The 23,791-nt window shown below is 39.1% G+C and carries 20 protein-coding genes, 3 tRNA genes and 1 rRNA gene; 4 read left to right on the top strand and 20 right to left on the bottom strand.

Annotated features, from left to right (window positions below; translation table 11 throughout):
- Positions 1 to 11: 11 nt before the first annotated feature.
- From NYE73_RS00565 to NYE73_RS00475, 19 genes are all read right to left on the bottom strand, one after another.
- Positions 12 to 1,563: ribosomal RNA gene (locus tag NYE73_RS00565) — 16S ribosomal RNA — on the bottom strand.
- A 697-nt stretch (positions 1,564 to 2,260) separates the two neighbouring features.
- Complete coding sequence (locus NYE73_RS00560; RefSeq protein ID WP_048395308.1) at positions 2,261 to 2,542, bottom strand: hypothetical protein; 282 nt, start codon at positions 2,540 to 2,542, stop codon at positions 2,261 to 2,263.
- A 211-nt stretch (positions 2,543 to 2,753) separates the two neighbouring features.
- Complete coding sequence (gene lysS / locus NYE73_RS00555; RefSeq protein WP_259951243.1) at positions 2,754 to 4,256, bottom strand: lysine--tRNA ligase; 1,503 nt, start codon at positions 4,254 to 4,256, stop codon at positions 2,754 to 2,756.
- Between the two features lie 179 nt (positions 4,257 to 4,435).
- Positions 4,436 to 5,476 (bottom strand): tRNA dihydrouridine synthase DusB, encoded by a 1,041-nt coding sequence (gene dusB, locus NYE73_RS00550; protein ID WP_259951242.1) that lies wholly within the window; start codon positions 5,474 to 5,476, stop codon positions 4,436 to 4,438.
- An 87-nt stretch (positions 5,477 to 5,563) separates the two neighbouring features.
- Positions 5,564 to 6,076: a 2-amino-4-hydroxy-6-hydroxymethyldihydropteridine diphosphokinase gene (gene folK, locus NYE73_RS00545; protein ID WP_054548584.1), complete on the bottom strand. Its 513-nt coding sequence runs from the start codon at positions 6,074 to 6,076 to the stop codon at positions 5,564 to 5,566.
- Positions 6,076 to 6,441, bottom strand: coding sequence for a dihydroneopterin aldolase (folB, locus tag NYE73_RS00540; protein WP_004229125.1), 366 nt, complete (start codon positions 6,439 to 6,441; stop codon positions 6,076 to 6,078). Before folB ends, folK begins: the two co-directional genes overlap by 1 nt.
- Positions 6,441 to 7,295 (bottom strand): dihydropteroate synthase, encoded by an 855-nt coding sequence (gene folP / locus NYE73_RS00535; protein ID WP_259951241.1) that lies wholly within the window; start codon positions 7,293 to 7,295, stop codon positions 6,441 to 6,443. The genes folB and folP overlap by 1 nt, the downstream gene beginning before the upstream one ends.
- A 13-nt stretch (positions 7,296 to 7,308) precedes the next feature.
- Positions 7,309 to 8,148, bottom strand: a complete 840-nt coding sequence (gene pabC, locus NYE73_RS00530) for an aminodeoxychorismate lyase (protein ID WP_054548587.1) — start codon at positions 8,146 to 8,148, stop codon at positions 7,309 to 7,311.
- A complete protein-coding gene (pabA, locus tag NYE73_RS00525) occupies positions 8,149 to 8,730 on the bottom strand; it encodes an aminodeoxychorismate/anthranilate synthase component II (protein WP_048395320.1) in 582 nt (193 codons plus the stop codon).
- Positions 8,727 to 10,136, bottom strand: coding sequence for an aminodeoxychorismate synthase, component I (gene pabB, locus NYE73_RS00520; RefSeq protein WP_066038167.1), 1,410 nt, complete (start codon positions 10,134 to 10,136; stop codon positions 8,727 to 8,729). The genes pabA and pabB overlap by 4 nt, the downstream gene beginning before the upstream one ends.
- Before the next feature lie 149 nt (positions 10,137 to 10,285).
- Positions 10,286 to 11,215, bottom strand: a complete 930-nt coding sequence (cysK, locus tag NYE73_RS00515; RefSeq protein WP_259951240.1) for a cysteine synthase A — start codon at positions 11,213 to 11,215, stop codon at positions 10,286 to 10,288.
- Between the two features lie 248 nt (positions 11,216 to 11,463).
- Positions 11,464 to 12,435, bottom strand: coding sequence for a peptidyl-prolyl cis-trans isomerase (locus NYE73_RS00510; protein ID WP_048395323.1), 972 nt, complete (start codon positions 12,433 to 12,435; stop codon positions 11,464 to 11,466).
- Complete coding sequence (hslO, locus tag NYE73_RS00505; RefSeq protein ID WP_259951239.1) at positions 12,419 to 13,300, bottom strand: Hsp33 family molecular chaperone HslO; 882 nt, start codon at positions 13,298 to 13,300, stop codon at positions 12,419 to 12,421. The genes NYE73_RS00510 and hslO overlap by 17 nt, the downstream gene beginning before the upstream one ends.
- Before the next feature lie 21 nt (positions 13,301 to 13,321).
- Positions 13,322 to 14,089 carry a type III pantothenate kinase gene (locus NYE73_RS00500; protein WP_048395343.1) on the bottom strand — a complete coding sequence of 256 codons (768 nt, stop codon included), beginning with the start codon at positions 14,087 to 14,089 and terminating at the stop codon, positions 13,322 to 13,324.
- A gap of 251 nt (positions 14,090 to 14,340) precedes the next feature.
- A complete protein-coding gene (locus NYE73_RS00495; RefSeq protein WP_311198651.1) occupies positions 14,341 to 15,174 on the bottom strand; it encodes an aldo/keto reductase in 834 nt (277 codons plus the stop codon).
- 153 nt (positions 15,175 to 15,327) lie between these two features.
- Positions 15,328 to 17,355: an ATP-dependent zinc metalloprotease FtsH gene (gene ftsH / locus NYE73_RS00490; protein WP_048395325.1), complete on the bottom strand. Its 2,028-nt coding sequence runs from the start codon at positions 17,353 to 17,355 to the stop codon at positions 15,328 to 15,330.
- A gap of 281 nt (positions 17,356 to 17,636) precedes the next feature.
- Positions 17,637 to 18,179, bottom strand: coding sequence for a hypoxanthine phosphoribosyltransferase (gene hpt / locus NYE73_RS00485; protein WP_004229145.1), 543 nt, complete (start codon positions 18,177 to 18,179; stop codon positions 17,637 to 17,639).
- A gap of 67 nt (positions 18,180 to 18,246) precedes the next feature.
- A complete protein-coding gene (gene tilS / locus NYE73_RS00480; RefSeq protein ID WP_066038166.1) occupies positions 18,247 to 19,653 on the bottom strand; it encodes a tRNA lysidine(34) synthetase TilS in 1,407 nt (468 codons plus the stop codon).
- Between the two features lie 29 nt (positions 19,654 to 19,682).
- Complete coding sequence (locus NYE73_RS00475) at positions 19,683 to 22,076, bottom strand: SpoIIE family protein phosphatase (RefSeq protein WP_004229149.1); 2,394 nt, start codon at positions 22,074 to 22,076, stop codon at positions 19,683 to 19,685.
- A 418-nt stretch (positions 22,077 to 22,494) separates the two neighbouring features.
- On the opposite strand from NYE73_RS00475, the gene NYE73_RS00470 reads away from it, so the two are divergent.
- From NYE73_RS00470 to NYE73_RS00455, 4 genes are all read left to right on the top strand, one after another.
- Positions 22,495 to 22,569: transfer RNA gene (locus NYE73_RS00470), tRNA-Gly, on the top strand.
- Positions 22,570 to 22,580: 11 nt separating this feature from the next.
- Positions 22,581 to 22,657, top strand: a tRNA-Met gene (locus NYE73_RS00465).
- Between the two features lie 4 nt (positions 22,658 to 22,661).
- Positions 22,662 to 22,733, top strand: a tRNA-Glu gene (locus NYE73_RS00460).
- Between the two features lie 165 nt (positions 22,734 to 22,898).
- The gene (locus NYE73_RS00455; RefSeq protein WP_048395329.1) at positions 22,899 to 23,150 is read left to right on the top strand and encodes a hypothetical protein; all 252 of its coding nucleotides are present in this window, start codon (positions 22,899 to 22,901) and stop codon (positions 23,148 to 23,150) included.
- Between the two features lie 85 nt (positions 23,151 to 23,235).
- Here NYE73_RS00455 and NYE73_RS00450 read toward each other — a convergent pair whose 3' ends face one another.
- Positions 23,236 to 23,673 carry a S1 domain-containing RNA-binding protein gene (locus NYE73_RS00450; protein ID WP_048395331.1) on the bottom strand — a complete coding sequence of 146 codons (438 nt, stop codon included), beginning with the start codon at positions 23,671 to 23,673 and terminating at the stop codon, positions 23,236 to 23,238.
- Positions 23,674 to 23,791: the final 118 nt, after the last annotated feature.

The raw sequence follows: 23,791 nt of genomic DNA, 5'->3' as shown, positions 1-23,791 counted from the left end.
ATAATCCTTAGAAAGGAGGTGATCCAGCCGCACCTTCCGATACGGCTACCTTGTTACGACTTCACCCCAATCATCTATCCCACCTTCGGCGGCTGGCTCCAAAAGGTTACCTCACCGACTTCGGGTGTTACAAACTCTCGTGGTGTGACGGGCGGTGTGTACAAGGCCCGGGAACGTATTCACCGCGGCATGCTGATCCGCGATTACTAGCGATTCCGGCTTCATGTAGGCGAGTTGCAGCCTACAATCCGAACTGAGAACGACTTTATCGGATTAGCTCCCTCTCGCGAGTTGGCAACCGTTTGTATCGTCCATTGTAGCACGTGTGTAGCCCAGGTCATAAGGGGCATGATGATTTGACGTCATCCCCACCTTCCTCCGGTTTGTCACCGGCAGTCACCTTAGAGTGCCCAACTAAATGATGGCAACTAAGATCAAGGGTTGCGCTCGTTGCGGGACTTAACCCAACATCTCACGACACGAGCTGACGACAACCATGCACCACCTGTCACCGTTGCCCCCGAAGGGGAAACTATATCTCTACAGTGGTCAACGGGATGTCAAGACCTGGTAAGGTTCTTCGCGTTGCTTCGAATTAAACCACATGCTCCACCGCTTGTGCGGGCCCCCGTCAATTCCTTTGAGTTTCAGTCTTGCGACCGTACTCCCCAGGCGGAGTGCTTAATGCGTTAGCTGCAGCACTAAGGGGCGGAAACCCCCTAACACTTAGCACTCATCGTTTACGGCGTGGACTACCAGGGTATCTAATCCTGTTTGCTCCCCACGCTTTCGCGCCTCAGCGTCAGTTACAGACCAGAAAGTCGCCTTCGCCACTGGTGTTCCTCCAAATCTCTACGCATTTCACCGCTACACTTGGAATTCCACTTTCCTCTTCTGCACTCAAGTCCCCCAGTTTCCAATGACCCTCCACGGTTGAGCCGTGGGCTTTCACATCAGACTTAAAGGACCGCCTGCGCGCGCTTTACGCCCAATAATTCCGGACAACGCTTGCCACCTACGTATTACCGCGGCTGCTGGCACGTAGTTAGCCGTGGCTTTCTAATAAGGTACCGTCAAGGTACAGCCAGTTACTACTGTACTTGTTCTTCCCTTACAACAGAGTTTTACGATCCGAAAACCTTCTTCACTCACGCGGCGTTGCTCCATCAGGCTTTCGCCCATTGTGGAAGATTCCCTACTGCTGCCTCCCGTAGGAGTCTGGGCCGTGTCTCAGTCCCAGTGTGGCCGATCACCCTCTCAGGTCGGCTACGCATCGTCGCCTTGGTGAGCCGTTACCTCACCAACTAGCTAATGCGCCGCGGGCCCATCCTATAGCGACAGCCGAAACCGTCTTTCAGTCTTTTACCATGAAGCAAAAGAGATTATTCGGTATTAGCCCCGGTTTCCCGGAGTTATCCCAAACTATAGGGTAGGTTGCCCACGTGTTACTCACCCGTCCGCCGCTAACGTCAAAGGAGCAAGCTCCTTTTCTGTTCGCTCGACTTGCATGTATTAGGCACGCCGCCAGCGTTCGTCCTGAGCCAGGATCAAACTCTCCATAAAAGAAATTTGATTAGCTCAAATTGTTTTGCTGGCATCATGTTTGATGTCCAAAATTTTTGTTTTGTTAACTAACCGAAGCTAGCTACTTAAAACTTTATTGATTACGTTTTGCTTGTTCAGTTTTCAAGGTTCATTTAGCAACCATCTCTCGACAGCAACTTTTAAATTATAACATTTCTTCACTTCGTTGTCAACACTTTTTTAAAATGTTTTTTCAAATCATCGGAGACAACTTTTAAATTATATTATAATCAATTATTCATGTCAACATCTTTTTTTCAAATTGTTTTTGAAGTTCAATGTTGTTGATTGCATCGTCTTAACGACAAGTAATAATTTATCACGTTAGAAAAAACTTCGCAAGTGTTTTTTGTACAAAATCTAATTTAATTTAACAAACTTGCTTTAATAAGCAAATTTGTGTATTTACGAGAATCGTAAATCATAGTATCTTTCCTTATTTATTATTTGTTTTACTATACATCTCTTTCTATTAAATCTCAATATCTTAAATTAAAATACTACTTACTTTTCAAGTTAAATATAGCTCATAAAACTTAGTGTAAAATTACTTCCTACATAAAACTACAAATCTAATTAGTTGTTTAGGTCAAAGAAGGTTTTTAAAAATTGCATTATGAAAATAAGCAGGCGCTAAAGTAGAAGTACTTTAGCGCCTGCTTATTTCTAATAGTCCCTATTTTATTTCATTACCTTGAGGGTCAACTATATTTAAGCACCACAAGAAGTTATCCCATGCAGAATACCAGCCACTAAAGATTTCAGAAGAATCGTCCCAACGAACATCAAATTTCTTATGGCCATCTATTTCTACTAAATATAAAGTAAGATTCTCGTCTTTTTTAGCAACGACTAATTTCATACCATGCTCGAGCTCTTCCTCCGTAAATGGAACATCAGAAACAGAACGTAATTGTGCCTGTTCAAATACTTGTTTGTTAATAATTTTGTAATTCATTATAAGCCCCCAATAAAATACTTCTTTTTATACTTATTGTATTTGATTTGAAAAACATAGAACTATAAAAGTATAACCTAAATATAATCTACGTTTAAACAACTTAATTTTTTTCATTGAGCAAAAAGAAGAGAACTCACCTATCCTGTGAATTCTCCTCTTAATTCATTGAATGCTCTTTAGCAGCTCTATAAAGAGCCTACGCAGTAATTTATTTTGTAATATGACGCATTGTTGGGAACAATAATACATCACGAATTGATGGTGAATTTGTTAGTAGCATAATTAAACGGTCAATACCTATACCTAAACCACCTGTTGGAGGCATACCGTATTCTAATGCTTCAATGAAATCATTGTCCATTTCATGTGCCTCATCATTACCTGCTTCTTTTTCTGCTAATTGTGCTTCAAAGCGTTGGCGTTGGTCGATAGGGTCATTTAACTCTGTGAAGGCATTGGCGTGCTCACGACGAACGATAAATAACTCAAAGCGATCTGTAAAACGCTCGTCCTCTGGATTTTTCTTCGCAAGAGGTGAGATTTCTACAGGGTGACCATATACAAATGTAGGCTGTACAAGCGTCTCTTCTACTTTCTGTTCGAAGAATTCATTGATAATATGACCTACTTCGTGAACATCCTTCACTTCAACTCCATGCTCTTTAGCAAGTGCTTGTGCTTGTTCTTTTGTCATCGGCTGCCAGAAGTCTACACCTGTAGCCTCTTTTACAGCTTCAACCATATGAACTCGTTTCCAGCCTACAGCAAGGTTGATTTCATCTTCACCATATTGAACGGAAGTTGTACCGAGAACTTCTTGGGCAACATGTGCAATAAGGTTTTCAGTTAGAGACATGATATCTTGATAATCAGCATATGCTTCATATAGTTCAATCATTGTAAATTCAGGGTTGTGGCGTGTAGAAATTCCTTCATTACGGAACACACGTCCGATCTCGTAAACTTTCTCTAAACCACCAACTATTAAACGTTTTAAATGCAATTCGATGGCAATTCGCATATATAATTCCATATCAAGGGCATTGTGATGCGTAATAAAAGGACGAGCTGCTGCGCCACCTGCAATTGTGTGAAGCATTGGTGTTTCTACTTCTAAGTATCCAGCATTATCTAAATAATTTCGGATTGCACGAATAATTTTCGAACGCGTGATAAATGTCTTTTTGCTATCTTCGTTTGTCATTAAATCTAGATAACGTTGGCGATAACGTTGCTCAACATCCTGTAAGCCGTGGAATTTCTCTGGCATAGGACGTAGCGCTTTTGTAAGGAATGTGAATTCCTCAGCCTTTACAGAAAGTTCTCCTACTTGTGTACGGAACACGTTACCACGCACACCCACGATATCTCCTAAATCAGCTTGTTTAAATAATTCATACGCTTCTTCGCCTACATGATCTTGACGAACATAAATTTGAATTTGACCATTTAAATCTTGAATATGTGCAAAGCCAGCTTTTCCTTTACCACGTTTCGTCATAATACGGCCCGCAATAATTACCTCTTGAAGGTTTTCCTCAAGCTGTTCTTTTGTTTGATCTGCAAATTGATCACGTACTTCTGTTGATAAATGTGTACGCTCAAAACGGCTTCCAAATGGGTCTTGTCCATTTTCTAGTATCGTTGTCATCTTTTGGCGTCTCACCAATAGTTGATCATTTAATTCTTCTATATTTGACACTTGTTTCACTCCTTAAGTAAATTGTCCGCGTTTACGTCCATAATATTTCTATTGTACACAATTTTAGTGCTGTAATCATCTGTTTCAATTTATTTTCAATCCAATACAAAATAATTAATAATTCTAAAAATTAAAGGTGCTGCTGAAAAGGCGCCTCTATCAAATTATAGAGACGCCCATAATAATAACTATATCATTAATTCTTTAACTTCTGGAACAATCAATTTAGATTCGCTTTCTTCATACTCCTGTACAAGACTATTTAATAGTACCCGCAGTTCTGCCGCAGTTTCTGTTTGGTTAATAGCGTTGCGGGCCTTACCATTACCTCGGATTCCTTTTAAATACCATGATGCATGCTTACGCATTTCCCGTACTGCAATTCCTTCTCCTTTTAATTGAAGAAGTCGTTCAAAGTGCAGTAAACACACGTCCATTTTTTCTCGTACACTTGGCTCTTCTTTTAATTCACCAGTTGCTAGGTATTGAACCGTACGATAGATCATCCATGGATTACCTAAAGCAGCACGTCCAATCATTACTGCATCTACACCTGTAGTTTCCAGCATACGTTTAGCATCTTGGGGTGTTTCCACGTCACCGTTACCCAGCACAGGGATGCTGACATTTTCCTTTACTTGACGAATATAATCCCAGTTCGCTTTACCCTCATACATTTGTACACGTGTACGACCATGAACTGCTACTGCAGCTGCACCTGCCCGCTCAACAGCTTGAGCATTTTCAATCGCAAAGATATGTTCTTCATCCCAACCAATACGCATTTTTACGCTAACAGGCTTTTTAACAGCATCCACAACAGCCGCTACCATCTCATATACTTTATTAGGATCAAGTAGTAAACGTGCTCCCGCTTCACATTTTATAATTTTATTAACAGGACACCCCATGTTGATATCAATAATATCAGCAGTCGTATTTTCATCCACATATTTCGCTGCTTCCACTAAGGTTTCTTTATCTCCACCAAAGATTTGCAGTGAAAGAGGATTTTCATGTTCATCGATATAAAGCATACCTAATGTTTTTTCATTTTTTTGGACAATGCCCTTATCACTAATCATTTCAGCGTATACGAGACCTGCCCCAAACTCCTTAACCGTTAATCGGAAAGCAGAGTTACAAATCCCAGCCATTGGCGCTAATACTACTCGGTTGTCCATGACAATATCGCCAATTTGAAATGGCTTCTCTGTTGACTGACCCAACGTTTTTCTTCCTCCTCTATAGGCTTTACCTATTTTCTCTATCTATCGTTAATGCTATACGCTGATAATTCATTCCTATACAAATACTTAATTCACCGCTGACGGCTCATTAAAGTGGTTCCAGAAGATTACGCCTTCCTTTTCACAATCCATTTGCTGTAACAGATCATGCGCTTGTTGTAGCTGTTCATCGAAAGGTGATGGCGTGATCTCTACAAGTGGTACTAGGACGAACGCTCGCTCGTACATTCTTGGATGAGGAACAATTAAGTTCTCCGTTTCAATATTCTCTTGATTGTAAAGTAAAATGTCAAGATCAATAACTCTTGGGCCCCAGCGGAATTCTCTTACACGCCCTAATTCCCGTTCGATTTCTTGGCAAATATTCAACATCTCAACAGACGATATAGCTGTTTTTAGATGAACAGCTATATTTAAAAAATCTGCCTGATCCGTATAACCTACAGCAGCTGTTTCAAAAACAGATGAAACACGAATCAACTCTAGTTCCTTCTTTTCTTTTAAAAGGTCTACTGCATGCTGAAGATTCTCATATCTCTCCCCCATATTTGTTCCGATAGATAAATAGACATCCTTCATTAGAAATCCCCCCTCGTAACCTCAACAGAGACTTCTTTATAATAACCATGAATAGGTGGGTCTGGTTTAATAAGCTCTACACGAACTCCTTTTACTTTATCAGGATAGGTTGCTAAAATCACATTTGCTATTTTCACAACAAGAGCCTCAATAAGCTTAAACGGTTCACCCTCTACAATATCCCGACATAACGCATATACCTCTGCATAATTTACGGTATAAGAAAGATCATCCGTTTCACCGGCTTTTGTCATGTCTACTGCAAGCGAAACATTTGCTCGAAAGCGTTGGCCTAGAGTGGTTTCAGCTGCTAATACACCATGATAACCATAAAACTGCATGTCCTTTAAATGAATATAATCCATCACGCTTCCTCCTTAAACAAACGTTTACCCACTAATACATCCGTCATATACGTTGCCCGCGCCATTTCCTTTACATCATGAACTCTTATCATATGACAACCCTTTTCAATTCCATAAACCACTGTGGCGCTTGTCCCTTCAAGACGCTCCTCAACAGGTAAGTTCAAGACATTACCAATCATTGATTTACGTGATGTTGCTAATAATACGGGATAGCCCATAGCCACTAAATCCGATAAGTGTTGCATCATAGCTATATTTTGTGCAGTATTTTTAGCAAAGCCGATACCTGGGTCTAAGATGATATGATGATCGGGAACTCCCGCTTGCTGTGCAATGGCAATACTTTTTTCTAAATCTGCCTTTGCAGTCGTCCAAAAATCAACACCATAATCCATATTTTCACGGTTATGCATTAAAATGATTGGAACATGTAAGTCTGCAGCAACCTGAGCAATTTTTGGTTCTGCCTTTGCTCCCCAAATATCATTGATGATATGTGCGCCGGCTTCAATTGCGGCACGCGCCACACTTGCTTTATACGTATCAACTGAAATAATGACCTTTACTTCTTGTGCTAACGCTCGAATAACAGGCACGATGCGTGCAATTTCATCTTCATCTGAAATTCGTTCGTACCCAGGACGTGTAGATTCTCCACCTACATCGATAATTTTTGCTCCTTCAGCCACCATTTTTTTTGCTTGAGTAACTGCAGCCTCCACATTGTTATACTTTCCTCCATCAGAGAAAGAGTCCGGTGTAACATTTAGAATCCCCATAACAAATGTTTCTTGTCTATAGTCTAATGTAATACCATTAATCGTTAATGGTTTCGTATATTTTTCTAGCATGTAAACGCTCCTTCTATCCTCGTTCCACTTCTTGAACAAATGCGCTATGCAAAATGGAATAAATAGGTCCTTTATTGCCTAAAAATCGCTGGTTCGCCAAGCTACTAATAGGCACAAGTTCTTGTACTGAATTGGTAATGAAGCATTCCGTACTTTGTAGTAAATCCTCTTTTGTATAAAAGCCTTCCTGTACATCAAGGTTTAGCGCACTAGCCTTTTCTATAACCCATGCACGAATAATTCCTGGTAAAATACCTGTCTCCAAAGAAGGCGTATATAGTATATCATTTTTTATCCAAAATATATTTGATGTCACACCTTCAGCTACATAGCCTGATTCTGTTAAAAAGAAACCTTCTTGTTGAGCCAATGATGGCATTTCAAAGCGACCAAGCACGTTATTGCCGTAATGGTGCGATTTAACACGAAATGCTTGTTCAGGTGTATTGCGTGGTATGGTAAGCCATTGTGCAAACTTTTCAGTACCACGCGGTGTGTCTTGAAGTTCCTTGCGAAAAATGATGATATTAGGTTGTCTATATTCTGTTGGCTGTAATCCAATATTATGTTCACCCGCAGATACATTTAAACGGAAGTAACCATCCTGACCGCCAGCTAGTTGATTTAGTTGTTGCACAGCCTCAAGTAATACACTTTCAGGATAGTTTAAATGAATGTGATATTGTGATAAAGCATGCTGTAATCTTTCCATATGTGCTTCCCAGTAAAATACCTGACCACCATATGTTCGGAACGTTTCAAAAAATCCTAATCCATATAAAAATCCATGATCAAATGGCGAAATTCTCAGATCCTGGGCCGCCATATAGTTTCCGTTCATCCAGCACTGCATCTATTTCACTCCTTCTATATACATTTCTATAAATTGGCGAAGAAGTTGTTTCCCTTGCTCTGTCATAATGGATTCCGGATGATATTGTACACCCTCAATAGGATATTCCTTATGACGTAAACCCATAATTTCTCCTTCTTCTGTCCAAGCTGTTACTTCTAGACACGCTGGTAATGTCTCCTTTTCTACAATAAGAGAATGATAGCGAGTTGCTTGGAATGGATTTGGCATGCCTTTATGCAAACCCACTTCAGCATGCAGCACGGGTGATGTCTTCCCATGCATTAAACGTTCCGCTTGTATGACATGACCACCAAACACTTGTGCAAGCGCCTGATGTCCAAGACAAACTCCTAAAATCGGAATATTTCCCGCGAAATATTTAATAATGTTCAGGCTTTCCCCCGCCTCATTTGGACTACATGGCCCTGGAGAAATAACAATCATATCTGGCGAAAGTTGTTCTATTTCTTCTACTGTAATAACATCATTACGTTTTACTACTATGTCATGACCAAATTCACCCAAATATTGGACGATGTTATAAATAAATGAATCATAGTTATCGATCATCAAAATCATATTACTCGCTCCTCTGCCATTGCCTTTGCCTGCCACATTGCTTTCGCTTTATTTAATGATTCCTGATACTCTCTTTCCGGAACAGAGTCAATGACAATGCCTGCTCCAGCTTGAATATGCGCAACCCCATCTTTTACAAACGCTGTACGGATTACAATATTAAATTCCATATCACCTGTAAAGCCTAGCCAGCCGATTGAGCCTGTATATAAACCACGTCGTACAGGCTCCAATTCTTCAATAATTTCCATAGTGCGGATTTTAGGCGCTCCTGTAATTGTCCCACCTGGGAACATCGCACGAATAACATCTGCATTCGTTTTACCTTCTGCTATTTCTCCACGCACATTCGAAACGATATGCATAACATGTGAATAGCGCTCAATGACCATAAACTCATCCACTTCCACTGTTCCATAGGTGGATACACGACCTAAATCATTGCGCTCTAAATCCACTAACATCACATGCTCAGCACGCTCTTTATCATTATCAATTAATTCTTGAGCCAACGCTAAATCTTCCTCTTCAGACTTCCCTCTTGGTCGAGTGCCAGCGATTGGTCTCGTCGACAACTCATTGCCTTGACGCTTGACTAGTAACTCTGGCGATCCAGAAACAACAGAAAAATCAGGTGCTTCAATATAAGCCATATATGGCGACGGATTAAAAGCTCGTAGTGCCTCATAGACATCTAGTGCATTTGCATTGAGTTTCTTAGACTGACGAACAGATAAATTCACCTGAAAGACATCGCCTTGTGCGATATACGTTTGGATTTTTTTAACTGCTGCCTCGAAATCGCCTCCTGCAAATGAAACAAGCAACTCATTTTCATCATTCTTAACTTCTATAGCAGTTGTTTTCTCAAATTTGCGCGCGTCTAACCCAGCCTGTGCAGCAACCTGCCAGATGTTAGCCCATTCTTCCAAGTTAACCTCATTCTCTTCTAACTTCATAAGTGTCACTGTATTCGTTTTCACATCATGTACGGCCCAGCAATCAAAGATATAATAATAGATATCAGGCACTTGTAAATCATCTGTTGCCGTATTAGGAAGCTCCTCGATTTTACGAGCATAATCATACGACACAAATCCAATAGCCCCTCCCTGAAAAACAGGTAGCTCTGCATTATAAGAAACCTGATATTCTGCCACAAGCTCTTCCAGTAAGTCGAGGGACTCCCCTTGTAAAACTTCCTGTCTGCCATTTCTCCAATTTACGAAAAGCCCACCCTCTACTGATCGTGCGGTAGCTAATGGATTCCACGCAGCTATTGAAAAATGTCCACCACGTCCACTCTCTAAAAACACATGCGCTTGCTGCGTCTCTGTCTGCCTTTTATAGCTATAAAAAAATGAATCTGCATCCATCGTTAATGTTTTTGTAAGTATTGTTTTCAAGTTATTTTTCCCCTTTAAACATATGATGTGATTCCATCTTAACTTGATTATTACATAGAAGCGAATGTTTTTATAATTTTCATAGTGCCCTAGTTTTCACACTAAAAAAGGGCCCCTTTATAAAGGAGCCCTTACATAAAAAAATTGAATTAGTCTTCAAATTGATATAAAGGTGTTGATAGATAACGTTCACCATTAGAAGGCACAATAGCAAGGACATTCGAACCCTTACCTAAACGTTTTGCCGCTTCAATTGCAGCATAGATTGCAGCACCAGATGAAATACCACATAGGATTCCTTCTTCACGTGCTACTTTACGTGCTACTTCAAAAGCAACCTCATTCTCAACAGGGAATACTGAAGAATAGACTTCTGTATCTAAAACTGCTGGTACAAATCCAGCGCCAATTCCTTGAATTTTATGAGGCCCTGGTTGACCACCAGAAAGAACTGGTGAATCCTTTGGTTCAACTGCAATGATTTCAATGTTTGGATACTTTTCTTTTAAGACCGCACCAGCACCAGTAATTGTACCACCAGTGCCGACACCAGCTACAAAAGCATCGAGTGCCAGGCCATCAAATGCTTCTACAATTTCTGGGCCTGTTGTTAAACGGTGAATTACCGCGTTCGCAGGATTTGTAAATTGTTGTGGTAGGAAGTAGCCATGTTCTTCAGATAGTTCTTCTGCTTTAGCAATTGCACCTTTCATACCTGCTGGACCAGGTGTTAATACAAGCTCTGCACCATAAGCACGTAATAAATTACGACGCTCTAAGCTCATAGTTTCTGGCATAACTAGAATGGCTTTATAACCTTTAGCAGCTGCAATCATTGCAAGACCAATACCTGTATTACCAGATGTCGGCTCAATAATCGTACCACCAGGTTTTAATGTCCCGTCTTTTTCCGCAGCTTCAATCATAGCTAAAGCTAGACGGTCTTTCACCGAGCTTCCCGGATTAAAATATTCTAATTTTACATACACAGTACCTTCATTTTCACTTGTTGCATGATTTAATTTTACAATTGGTGTTTTACCAACTAATTCAGCTACCGAGTTTGCTAATCTACTCATTTACTAATCCACTCCCAATCCCTACTATTTTTATAGGTTTTACTTATTTTGTATTTTATCAATTTTTCCATTCGATTGTCAATAAATAAAACTAATATTTTCAGAATATTTATCATTGCTATGAAAAGGAAAAATCTTATCCTCACTAAAGAAAAAGAACCTGCATTTATTGGGTAATTCACTACGAATGCCTGTAAGTTTGATCAGACTCATTTTACCCCGCAAAACCTGCAGACTCTCTTCATGTATTATTTTTCTTTTTTAGTCTCTCCATAATACCAAGTAGCATTAAATTCCGACCAAAATGCTTCTGGCGTAACAGATTGCGGTAATTGCTCTAAAGCTAATTCTCGCTCAATATGTTCTTTCACATCGTCATATGTAAAGGATTGTCCTTCTAATATCTCTTGTACTTGAACAATGCCATAATGACCATTATCTAACTTAAAGGCTTTACTTACCTCATCTGCCTTTAGTGATTTTACAGTATTAATAATTGCAGGGTCTACATTTTCCTGATTTTCTGTAAGGAAACCAATATCCCCTCCTAAACTCGCTGAAGCACTATCAACAGAAATTTCTCGTGCCAGCACTGTAAAATCAGAGCCATTTTTTAATTCACCCAGTGCCTCATCAGCAGCTTTTTTTGAATCGACCTCAATAAAATTCGTACGATAGCTTGTTTTTGTATTATATAAGCCTTGATTTTCCTCATAATACTTTTCAACGTTTTCTTCCTCTATCACTACATCTTTAGTGAGTACCTTATCCAATATAAGCTGTGATCGAATCTTTTGGCGTAGTTGCTCTGCCGAAAGATTTTGCATGGCTGTATCATACTTATCTTGAGCAGATCGCATTAACGCTAATTCAAGATCAATTTCTTTATCAGTAACTTTAATTTTATATGTTTTTGCGGCCTTTTCCATTACCGTTTCATTTACTAAATTTTGGAGTGTTTCTTTACCATATCGTTCTTCCATAGCAATCATCCACTCTTGGCGTGTGATAACATCCCCGTCAATGGCAGCGACTTGTTCGTCGCTACCAATTTCCTGACCTTTGTTCGGGATCAACCAACTAATGAACCATAATACATTTCCTAATAACAAAACGGCTATGACAGCTAAAGCAGGCTTTGTCTTTAAACGACGTTGCAATAAAGGAGTTTGGTTTGGTGTTACATTGGTTGAAGGTCGCCGATTACGCGTTGAGCTCATCGATAAACCCTTCTAGCTCATCTTTAGAAAAGCTATATGTCTCTAAGCAGAAGTGACATTGTGCCTCTGCACCGCCGTCCTCATCAATCATTTCTCTAATCTCTGCTGTTCCTAGACCTAAAATTGCCGCACCAAACCGCTCTTTTGAACATTGACATTTAAATTCAACTGGCATGGAATCTAAAATTTGTAGCTGTCCATTTCCTAATACAGCTTCTAAAATTTGCTCTGGTGTAAAGCCTTTTTCAATCATTTTGGAAACAGGCTCTATTGTAGCAAGGTGTTGCTCAATTTCAGTTATCGTTTCTTCCTCACAACCTGGCATTAATTGAAGTATAAATCCGCCAGCTGCAAGAATAGTGTTGTCTGGATTAACTAATACGCCTAAACCTACAGATGATGGTACTTGCTCAGATGTAGCAAAATAATAAGTAAAATCTTCAGCAATTTCGCCTGAAACAATTGGTGTTTGTCCTGAAAACATATCTCTTAAACCAAGGTCTTTAACAATTGTAAGAGCACCTTCTGTTCCAACACCTGCTCGAACATCTAGCTTACCTTGCTCGTTTAAATCAAAGTGTACATGAGGGTTTGTCACAAATCCACGCACTTCTCCATGTGCATTACTATCAATTACCATTGGGCCAATTGGACCGTTGCCCTCAATTTTAATAGTGATTTTCTCTTCACCTTTTAGCATGGCTCCCATCATAACTGCCGCTGTCATTGAACGACCTAAAGCTGCTGATACAATTGGCCATGTATCGTGACGGCGTTGCACTTCTCCTACTGTGGCTGTTGTACGTGCTGCAAACACACGAACTTGTCCATTAAATCCTAAACCTCTTACTAAATAATCACTCATAAATGGAATGTCCCTCATTTCCTATTGGTTACGTTTATAGAGCTTATATAAACCCTTTAACGTTAAAAATGGATCTACAACATCTATAATTTGTGTCTCCCCTGCTATTAGATTTGCTAATCCACCTGTAGCAATAACTAATGGCTCCTCTTTACTTTGTGCTTTTATACGATTAACAATGCCCTCAACTTGCCCGACAAAGCCATAAAAAATTCCCGCCTGCATGGCAGAAACGGTCGTTTTCCCCACGATATGTGTAGGTCGAACGATTTCAATACGCGGCAATCTTGCAGCCTGTGTATAAAGAGCCTCTGTAGAAATAGTGATGCCTGGCGCAATAGCTCCACCCATGTAATCGCCCTTTTCGTTCAAATAACAATAGGTTGTTGCTGTCCCAAAATCAACTATGATACAAGGGGCCTTATATAAATCTAGAGCTGCTATGGCATTCACTATGCGATCAGACCCAACCTCACGAGGATTTTCGTATTTAATATTTAAACCTGTTTTCACACCTGGCCCTACTATCAATGGCTTTTTTCGAAAATACTTCTGGCACATCGCCTCTAGTGAAAACATAATTGGTGGCACAACTGAGGATATAATAATGCCTGTTATTTGTTCAAATGAAATGCCTGCATGATTAAAAAATGAAAGAACTTGCATGGCATATTCATCTTCTGTTTTATGAAGATCCGTCACCATACGCCAATGGAAGGCTAATTGATCGTTGTCATCATAGACACCTAATACAATATTGGAATTCCCTGCATCTAAAACCAAAATCAAGAATGACACCTCCCATGTCGTCATTGTAACTTTCACAATCCCCATATTACAATATTCTCTCTAACTGGAATGAGGATAAAACACTTTAGAAAATGATACCATACTTTTTATCTTGATTCAGCAGATGTTGTTTGTACTGTAGGGATAGTCTTAGGTACATCACCTTCTACTACAGGTGGAGATAAATACCTATACATGTTATCATCCTTCTTTAAAAAGAGGCCCCCTAAATATGGTAGCCTCTCTTACAATCATTTGAAATTAAATTTTTCTGGATCTGGACCACAACGTAGTCCATCGTTCATTGCATCTAACTGTGTCATTTCTTGCTCAGTTAACGTAAAATCAAAAACAGCTAGGTTTTCAGTCATACGTGCAGGTGTCATCGTTTTTGGAATCGTGACAACATCATGTTGCACATCATAGCGTAATACAATCTGTGCAGGCGTTTTGCCATATTTAGATGCTAGCTCTTGAATCAATGCCTCTTCCAGTAGAGAACCATTCATCAACGGAGACCATGCCTCTACCTGTATGCCCTTATCCTTACAGTAGGCACGTACTTCCTCCTGTATTAAATGCGGATGGAATTCAATTTGATTTATAACAGGGACGACAGTCGTTTCCTTCAAAAGGCTTTCCAAATGGTGTACATGGAAATTACTAACACCAATTGAACGTACTCGACCATCTTGATAAATCTTTTCTAGTGCTTTATAAACTTCAATATAATTTTGGTCTATTCCAGGCCAATGTACTAAATATAAATCTAAATAGTCTAATCCTATTTTTTCTAGACTGCTGTCATATGCCGCAAGTGTTTCTTCATAGGAAAGTCCATCGTTCCAAACTTTTGATGTGATAAATAATTCTTCACGAGTTACCAAGCCTTCTTCAATGGCTGCTCGTATTCCTCGTCCAACACTTTCTTCGTTTCGATATACTTGTGCTGTATCAATACTACGATAGCCTTTTGCTATAGCTGTTTTGACTGCTTCAGCTAGGTCATCTCCTTCGGGTACTCGAAAGACACCATATCCAACCATTGGCATTTTAAGACCATTATTCAATACAACATTTCCCACGCATATACACTCCTATCTTTTTTGGCTAACATCTCTCTAAATGGCAGAGTTGCATGCAGCTTGTCTTTTTTACTACTCTATCCTAATGCTTATTAGTAAGAAAAGGCAAAGAAAAAGACTGCTTACTGAACTAGTAAACAGTCTTCCCTATTTTTAATCACGTTTTTCATCGATACCCTTAGGTGCATCATTCGGTTCTTTACGTTCTTTTGCTAAATCCAAAGTTGTTGGATTTGACTCTTTACTTAGTAGCTCTTTTTCAACAACTGGTTCGCCAATAGTATCTAATGTAGGCTTTGCTTCAATCTTTGGAGTGTTCTCCTCAATTTTTTCTGCAGCCTCTGGTTCCGGTAACACACCGTGATCACGTAAATGCTCAATTTCTTGTGCATTTAATGTTTCTTTTTCCATTAGTGTATTGGCAATTAAATCAAGCAGGTGACGTTTTTCCGTAAGGATACGCTTAGTACGCTCATATTGTGTATCAATTATTTTTTGCATTTCTTTATCAATTTCATAGGCTATTGAATCAGAATAGTTCTGGTCAGAATTAAAGTCGCGGCCAAGGAATACATTACCACCTTGACTTGAACCAAATTGCATAGCTCCAAGATTCTCACTCATTCCGTATTCAGTAACCATAGCACGGGCAATGCTTGTAACCTTTTGGAAATCGTTATGTGCTCCAGTAGAAACTTCACCAAGAACAATTTCTTCAGCTACACGACCACCCAGAAGACCTGCAATACGATCTAAAAGCTCTTGCTTTGTCGTAAAGAAGCGCTCTTCCTTCGGTAACATAATCGCATATCCACCCGCTTGCCCACGAGGAACAATTGTTACTTTGTGTACTGTATCAGCCTCATCTAGCTCAAGACCAACGACTACGTGGCCGGCTTCATGGAAGGATACCAGTTTCTTCTCTTTCGCAGAATATACGCGACTGGCTTTTGCAGGACCAGCGATTACTCGGTCTGATGCTTCATCAATATCTGCCATATTTATAGTGCGCTTACTTTTTCGAGCCGCTACAAGCGCTGCTTCGTTTAGTAGATTTTCTAAATCCGCACCTGAGAAACCTGGCGTACGTTGAGCAACAGCTGCTAAATCAACTGTATCTGCTAAAGGCTTATTACGTGCATGTACTTTAAGAATTGCCTCACGTCCTTTTACATCAGGATGACCTACTGTAATTTGACGGTCAAAACGACCTGGACGTAATAATGCTTTATCTAAAATATCCGGGCGGTTTGTTGCGGCAATGATAATAATCCCTTCATTGGCACCAAAACCATCCATTTCAACTAATAACTGGTTTAATGTTTGTTCACGCTCATCATGGCCTCCACCGAGACCAGCACCACGTTGACGACCTACTGCATCAATCTCATCGATAAAGATGATACATGGAGCATTTTTCTTAGCATTTTCAAATAGATCTCGGACACGAGAAGCACCAACACCGACAAACATTTCAACGAAGTCAGAACCTGAGATAGAGAAGAATGGAACACCCGCTTCACCTGCTACTGCTCGTGCAAGTAATGTTTTACCTGTACCTGGAGGACCTACAAGTAAGATACCCTTTGGAATACGGGCACCAATTTCAGTGAATTTGCGGTGGTCTTTTAAGAATTCTACCACTTCAACAAGTTCTGCTTTCTCTTCATCAGCACCTGCTACATCTGTAAAACGCACTTTTTTCTTTTGATCATCATACAGTTTAGCTTTACTTTTACCAAAGCTCATCACTTTATTACCGCCACCCTGAGATTGACTCATTAGGAAGAAGAATAAGAAAATGATGATAATGAAAGGAATAATTCCTGTAAAGAATTGAATCCATCCACTTGTTTCTGGTGCTGCTAAAAAACTAATATTACTATTTTTATCCTTAGCAGCCTCATCGATGCGGTCCATTAAAGATTGGTTTTCACGAGGGATGTTTGTAGTAAAACTTTCCCCTTTTTCATACCCCTTCAGTGTTCCTTCAACGACGTAAACTGATTTATCAGGTTGAATTGTAGCACTTGTTATTTCTTTCTTATCTAGAGCTTCTTGAAACTCATGATAAGTTAATTCTTTCGTTGGTGAATTTCCACCATTGAAAGTACCAAAAATACCGATAATCACTAGGAAAATCAGTAGATAGAATATGGTATATCGAAATATTCGATTCATCTCCAGCCTCCTCATTACAAACAGAAAAATTATAAGTAAAATCTTAACATATCATGATTTCATCATACAACGAAAAGCCCTACTTAAAAAATGTTTCGTTCACTTATTGCCGTTATCACAACAGTTTTTAGGCCATCTTTATATGTCCCAGCGTAATTGTACCTGTTCCTCGGGCTCGATATAGCTAAACATTGTGTCAAGATTTTGAATTATGTTAAACATAACTAAAAATACGTGACTTGCGCTGGAGACCTTTACTTTTTATAGCTGGTCTTTTGTTCTTAGAAAGAATATACCTCAGGCTTTAAAATACCAATATAAGGTAAATTACGATATTTTTCAGCGTAATCTAAGCCATATCCTACAACAAAGCCATCTGGCACTTCGAAACCAACATAGTCAGCAGATAAATTTACTTTTCGACCTGATGGTTTATCAAGTAATGTAACAATTTTAATGGACTTTGCTTTGCGATATTTAAATAAATCTACTAGATAACTTAAAGTTAAACCACTATCAATAATGTCCTCGATAATTAATACGTCACGTCCCTCAACGCTTGTATTCAAATCCTTTAAAATCTTCACTTCACCAGATGACACAGTAGCATTACCATAGCTAGACACATCCATAAAATCAAGTTCGATGAAAGAATCGAAACGTTTCATTAGGTCTGTCATAAATGGCATTGCCCCTTTAAGTACGCCAACAGCTAATGGAAATGCATCTTTGTATTCCTCTGTTAATTGCGCGCCTAAGTCTGCAATTCTTTCTTGCAATTGTTCTTCTGTAATCATAATTTTTTCGATGTCGTTTTGTAACATATCGATTCCTCCTCGTGATGTATCAAAAAATCTTCACCCTATTTCGGTGAAATATTTTACAAAGACCTTAGTCTACGATGAGCACTGTATCATCGTTTGGTTGCGGAGTGGTTGAAAAAAATATTCCCATACGCACACCAATTACCGCTACCACCTCATCAGATTGAGAAATCAGTAACGGCCAGCTATTTCGCTCATTTAAAGGAATCTTTTCATCTATAAAAAGGCGAGATAAGCGTTTTGGCTGATCCATTCCTTTTAACAGCATTCTATCTCCATCCCTGCGTGCCCGAACATAAAACGGTAGGTGGAGTTTGCTAGCGTTAAAATAAAAAAGTTGTGCAGTATCCGTCAGCAATTCAGACGATAAATCATGCAAATTGACTACGCGTAAGCGCTCACCATTTGTCAGTGTTGTCCAGCCATTAGCAGTCGAAATAACCTGTTTCTCAGGAGAAGCTAGGCCTTCTAACGGCTCCTTTTTCTGAATCGTTAAATTTCCATAACGGCGAACTGCTAGAAAATCTTCAGGTAAGTGAATTTCAGCATACCCTGCTGTTGTATCACAAAGCTTTAAAATTGAAGTCAATAAGGCATAACTTTGTATCGTATTTGAATCTTTGTAAAGATAGTTTAATAGTATTAAAATGAGCCTCCTTTGTAAAGCAAGTGGTACCAATTGAAATGCCTCAATTTCCATGCGATATGTATTTTCATTATTTCTTATGATGATTTGGGAAAATACATCTTGGGCCAATGTCATTAAAAAGGTATCGTCTTCTTGCAATTGCTTTGTGAAATGGGTCACCTGTTCAGTCACTCGCGGATTCTCTGCCTCCAATAAAGGCACCACATGATGTCTAAAACGATTACGTACATAGGTATCTTTAGAATTGCTAGCATCTTCTCGATAATCTAAACCTTTTCTAAGTAAATATTCCCCTATTTCAGACTTTGTAACCGTTAAAAACGGACGAATTAATGATTTTCCTCCAAAAATTCTTTGAGGACGTATGCCCTGCATGCTATTCATTGTTGCATTTTTTGTAAGGGCCATTAATACTGACTCCAGTTGGTCATCCGCATGATGTGCAGTTACAAGCTTATTAGCATTTGTTTTTTGCAGAACTTCTTTGAAAAATTGATACCTTTCCCTACGACATATTAACTGTGTATTACCATTTTCCTGTGCCAATATTGTAGGTATTGGAATTTCCTTGGCATGTAAGTAAACATCATTAGCGTCACAATATTTTTGAACAAAAGCCCTATCCTCAGCAGAAGCTTCTCCTCTCAACATATGATCAACATGTACGGCTTCCACCTGAATGTTCCAATGCTCCTGTGTTTGAATAAAGTAATGAAGTAAAGCCATAGAGTCTATCCCACCCGAAACGGCGATGAGAAGATGGTCGCCTTGCTGTAATAATTGCTCTTCTTCTATAAATGTTTTGACCTTTAATTCAAATGACAAACGCTTCTCCTCCCCTTTTCGTTGTTAGTTTAAGATGATTTACTCATTGAATACTGAGCTGGTCTAAAGACAGCCCATGTCGGTACAACATGTGTCACCTCTAACATTAATACTGTACAATCATCCTCTATTTCAAAATATCCTTGGAATGATTGCATAATGGTTGTTAGCTTTTCTTGAATCGTTTTATTTGTACTTGCTACCTGCTGTGCGAAAGCTAAAAATGTTTCCTCCTGTTCATCCCAATCAGCTACACTTGAGAACAGTCCATCTGAATGCATTAAAATAACATCACCTGCCTTCAGTTTTCTTTTTTCAGCTTCGACCGCTGAAATAGATAAGAATCCTACAGGTGCTGCATTACTTTCTACTTTCAGTACCTCTTTTCCACGCAAAATGTAGGTTGACATTCCACCCGCTTTCCACGACCACAAATCTCCGTGCTGTAAATCGACAAGTGCAAAATCAAGGGTTGCATACATATCATCTTGCTGCTTTAATGCCATGACATAATGGAGCGTATGCATCGCAGTTTCGGGATTCATATTGTAATTTAGACACTCTCTCATTAAATGAATCAATTTTCTACTTTCATGTTGTGCTTCTTTACTTTGCCCCATACCATCAGACAGCAATATCGCAAATAATCCTGGATGCAATTGGAAAAGGGCATGAGAATCACCGGAATATAGTGTTGCATCTTTAGACATGCTATATATATCATACTCTACTTCAAAGCTAATAGCTGATCTAAAGCAAATTTGAACATGACGAAATGGTATTTCGCAGGCTACTACTTTTTCAATTTCAAAAGGTTCATCAAAAATTTCATAAAGAATCGGCAAAATCATACGTTCAGCTAATGTCGTATCTTTCTCCCAGTTGACACGTGCTGGTGCTAAGGCACAAACAATCTTTCTTGCCCCAGGCTTATTACTTAAGACATCAAGTTGAAAACATTCAATATTGGCTTCCTTTAAGCGCTCAACAATGTCCTTCTCAACACTTACAAAAGAAATTGTATCTTCCTTCATCTCAGCAATTAACTGATTTAAATGATTGCTCATATCTCGCAGTTGAAGGGCAATCATTTTTTTACCATGGAAATATTGCCCGTTAATTCGTTCTCTATAAAGTTCTGTATCTAATTCCTCAAAGATTTTCGTGGATTTCACACATTTATAGCGTATTTGTTCTTCAACACGATGAATAGCTGATTCCTTGCCTACTCCTTTCATATGAAACCAATCTGTCATCAGCTTGTCCATACCATTATTTTGCGCACCCCAGCAATGATCATAACGGAAACAACTTAAACAAGTATTCATTGGTGCTACTTCCTTTGCCGCTTCAACTGGTGCTGTCATAAAGCGATCAAACACAAGTTCCTTCATGAATTGCACAAAATGCTGAAAGTGCTCTAATTTATACGTTACATGTTCTGTTAACCAATTCTGTCGGGCTAGTAAAACCTCTTCTCGTTGTGGAAAGAGCTTGTCCCTTACCCTATCCGAATATTTCTTTGGAATGGTTAGAAATAAAATACTACCAATGGCAATTGAGGTGAAATAAACACTATCCAAGGGCAATGTGGCGTCATAAAATAAAAAAAATACACTAGGTAAAATACTACCAATAGCAACGCCAAATCTACCACCTTTCGCTCCCATACCCGCACATAATCCAGTTAAGGTAGCCACCGAAAGCATACCGGTAAACGAAAGCTTGGCCACACCTATAAGCGTTCCTAACACTGCTCCAATGACAGTTGCTAAAGGAACACTTCCAACCAATGCGCCAAAACAGATAAAGAGCTGCAGTAAAAAAATAGGGAGTGAAAAATAGCTTATTACAACCGTTTGCATTCCAGTAAGCATGGCTGCAAAGACGACTAATCCTGAACCTAGCTTTTCATATGTCCAATGCGTCGTAAACCATTCATACGAATTAACAAATAATACTTGCATAAACAATGTCATAATAAGAGCTAAAGCTGCTTCACAACCCACATAAAATTGTACAAGCACTGGTGGTAAGCCTTGATACATCACCCCTTGCCACATTATTTGTACTAGTAATACAGCTAAAGACACCGCAATACTTTGGGGCAGTTGCCAGTAACGAAAACGCATAATACATTCATACAGGATAATTTGTAAAGCGAGAATTAGGACTTGTCCAAAGCCTAGGAAAAAGCAACCCGCTAAACTCCCAAATAATACGAATTTAGCATACTCCCTATATTTTGTTCGAATAATGGCCCAAAAAGGAACTGAGAACGGTACAGCCGCTTCAAATACAACAGATTGAGCCAAGAAAAAGGCGGTTAAAAAAAAGAGAGAGCCTATTAGGATCTGCTTCTTTTTCAAACCTATTTTTTGGTCATCTACATTCGTTGTATTATACCATTCAATACTTGTCATTTAACTATCCCCTTTCCGCACTTTTGGTTATTATAAAAAATTATGTGTGGAAAGATTGTCTGACGTTGACAGAAAAAAATATAAATATTTCGACTAATAGCTATTCATAAATACGAGAATTGGCAACAATTTCTATAGTAAAAGGCTTTTGATCAATAGAAATATTGGAAAATTCAATTATTGAATCAATATAATAATTATTTACTATTCATCTTAAAGCCTAATTTGAAGGGATTTCACGTACTATTAATGGTTTGATACAACTATTCTCTAGGATATATTTCTACGTAAGAACAAAAAATCCGCTAAAATATTCTTCTATAGTTAAATGTCCTGAAATATCTTTAAATATTTTTTCAAACCTACTTGACACTAGCACGATTGGCTTGTATTATTTAACTTGTTGCTTAAACGACATGCGGAAGTAGTTCAGTGGTAGAACACCACCTTGCCAAGGTGGGGGTCGCGAGTTCGAACCTCGTCTTCCGCTCCATTTCTAAATTTGGCGGCCTAGCTCAGCTGGCTAGAGCGTACGGTTCATACCCGTAAGGTCGGGGGTTCGATCCCCTCGGCCGCCACCATATAGGCCCGTTGGTCAAGTGGTTAAGACACCGCCCTTTCACGGCGGTAACACGGGTTCGAATCCCGTACGGGTCATCTCAAATAGGTATCTCAGAACTAGATTCTGAGATACCTATTTTTAATTTATCCATCTATCTACTTCTTTGCAAATTCTATCCGTCCGCTTAAGTAAAGCTATGTGACAGAATATAAAAGTATGGCATACTAGTAAAAACAACGTTTTTAGGAGGTTTAATTCCCTTGAGTGCATTAACAAAAGCTGCTTTAATTTGTGGAAGTGGCTCAATGATTATTCTTATTTCAATTCTAATAAACTTACCGTTTTTTGTTCAAATAATCTTATTGCTTGGTGGACTAGCTGTGAGTGTTTATGGTGTTGCTTTACTTGTCAAAATGGTTATCCATCCTGTGAAGAAAGAATCCATTGGTCTTACCGATGAAAAAACGATAACACCCACAAAAAAGAAAAAGAGACCATCTTCTACTTTATAGGTATATTAAAAAAGGGAGTAGCTTTTAAAAAGCCACTCCCAACTCTATTTCATACACTTTTTCTACGATTAAAACAGTCAGCAAACTACCCTCTTCTAGCTCCGCGACCTCCGCGTTTTGATTCTGTAGCACGTTTAAGTGTTGCTAGACGTTCATCACTATCTTTTAAGAAGCGTGCCATTTTTTGCTCAAAATTTTCTTTTGGCTGGTGGCGTTCGTTGCGATCATTGGAACGATTATCACGACGTGGACGTGCTGGACGCTCTGGTCGCTCTGGTCTTTCAGCTTGAGGCTTTGCTTTACGGATTGAAAGACCAATCTTTCCGTCCGCTTCAACATTCATCACTTTTACTTCAACTTCATCTCCAACTTTTAGATGCTCATTGATATCTTTTACATAATTGTCAGCAACTTCACTAATGTGAACTAAGCCTGTTTTGCCATCTGGCAGCTCAACGAATGCTCCAAAATTTGTGATTCCTGTTACTTTACCTTGTACCTTGCTGCCTACTTCAATTGACATAAAAAAAATGCTCCTCCTTAAAAATTAAGCGACTCTTTTGAGCCATGTAATCAATTTAATCAAACTTTTTACTGCAATAAGCTTCTCTTTTCATTATATATAACAATAAAAGAGTGTC

Source organism: Lysinibacillus sp. FSL K6-0102, from assembly GCF_038003545.1.
In the GTDB taxonomy this organism is placed as follows: Bacteria; Bacillota; Bacilli; order Bacillales_A; family Planococcaceae; genus Lysinibacillus; species Lysinibacillus capsici.
Note: the sequence above shows the minus strand (reverse complement) of the source record. Positions and strands in the feature narration are given on the sequence as shown.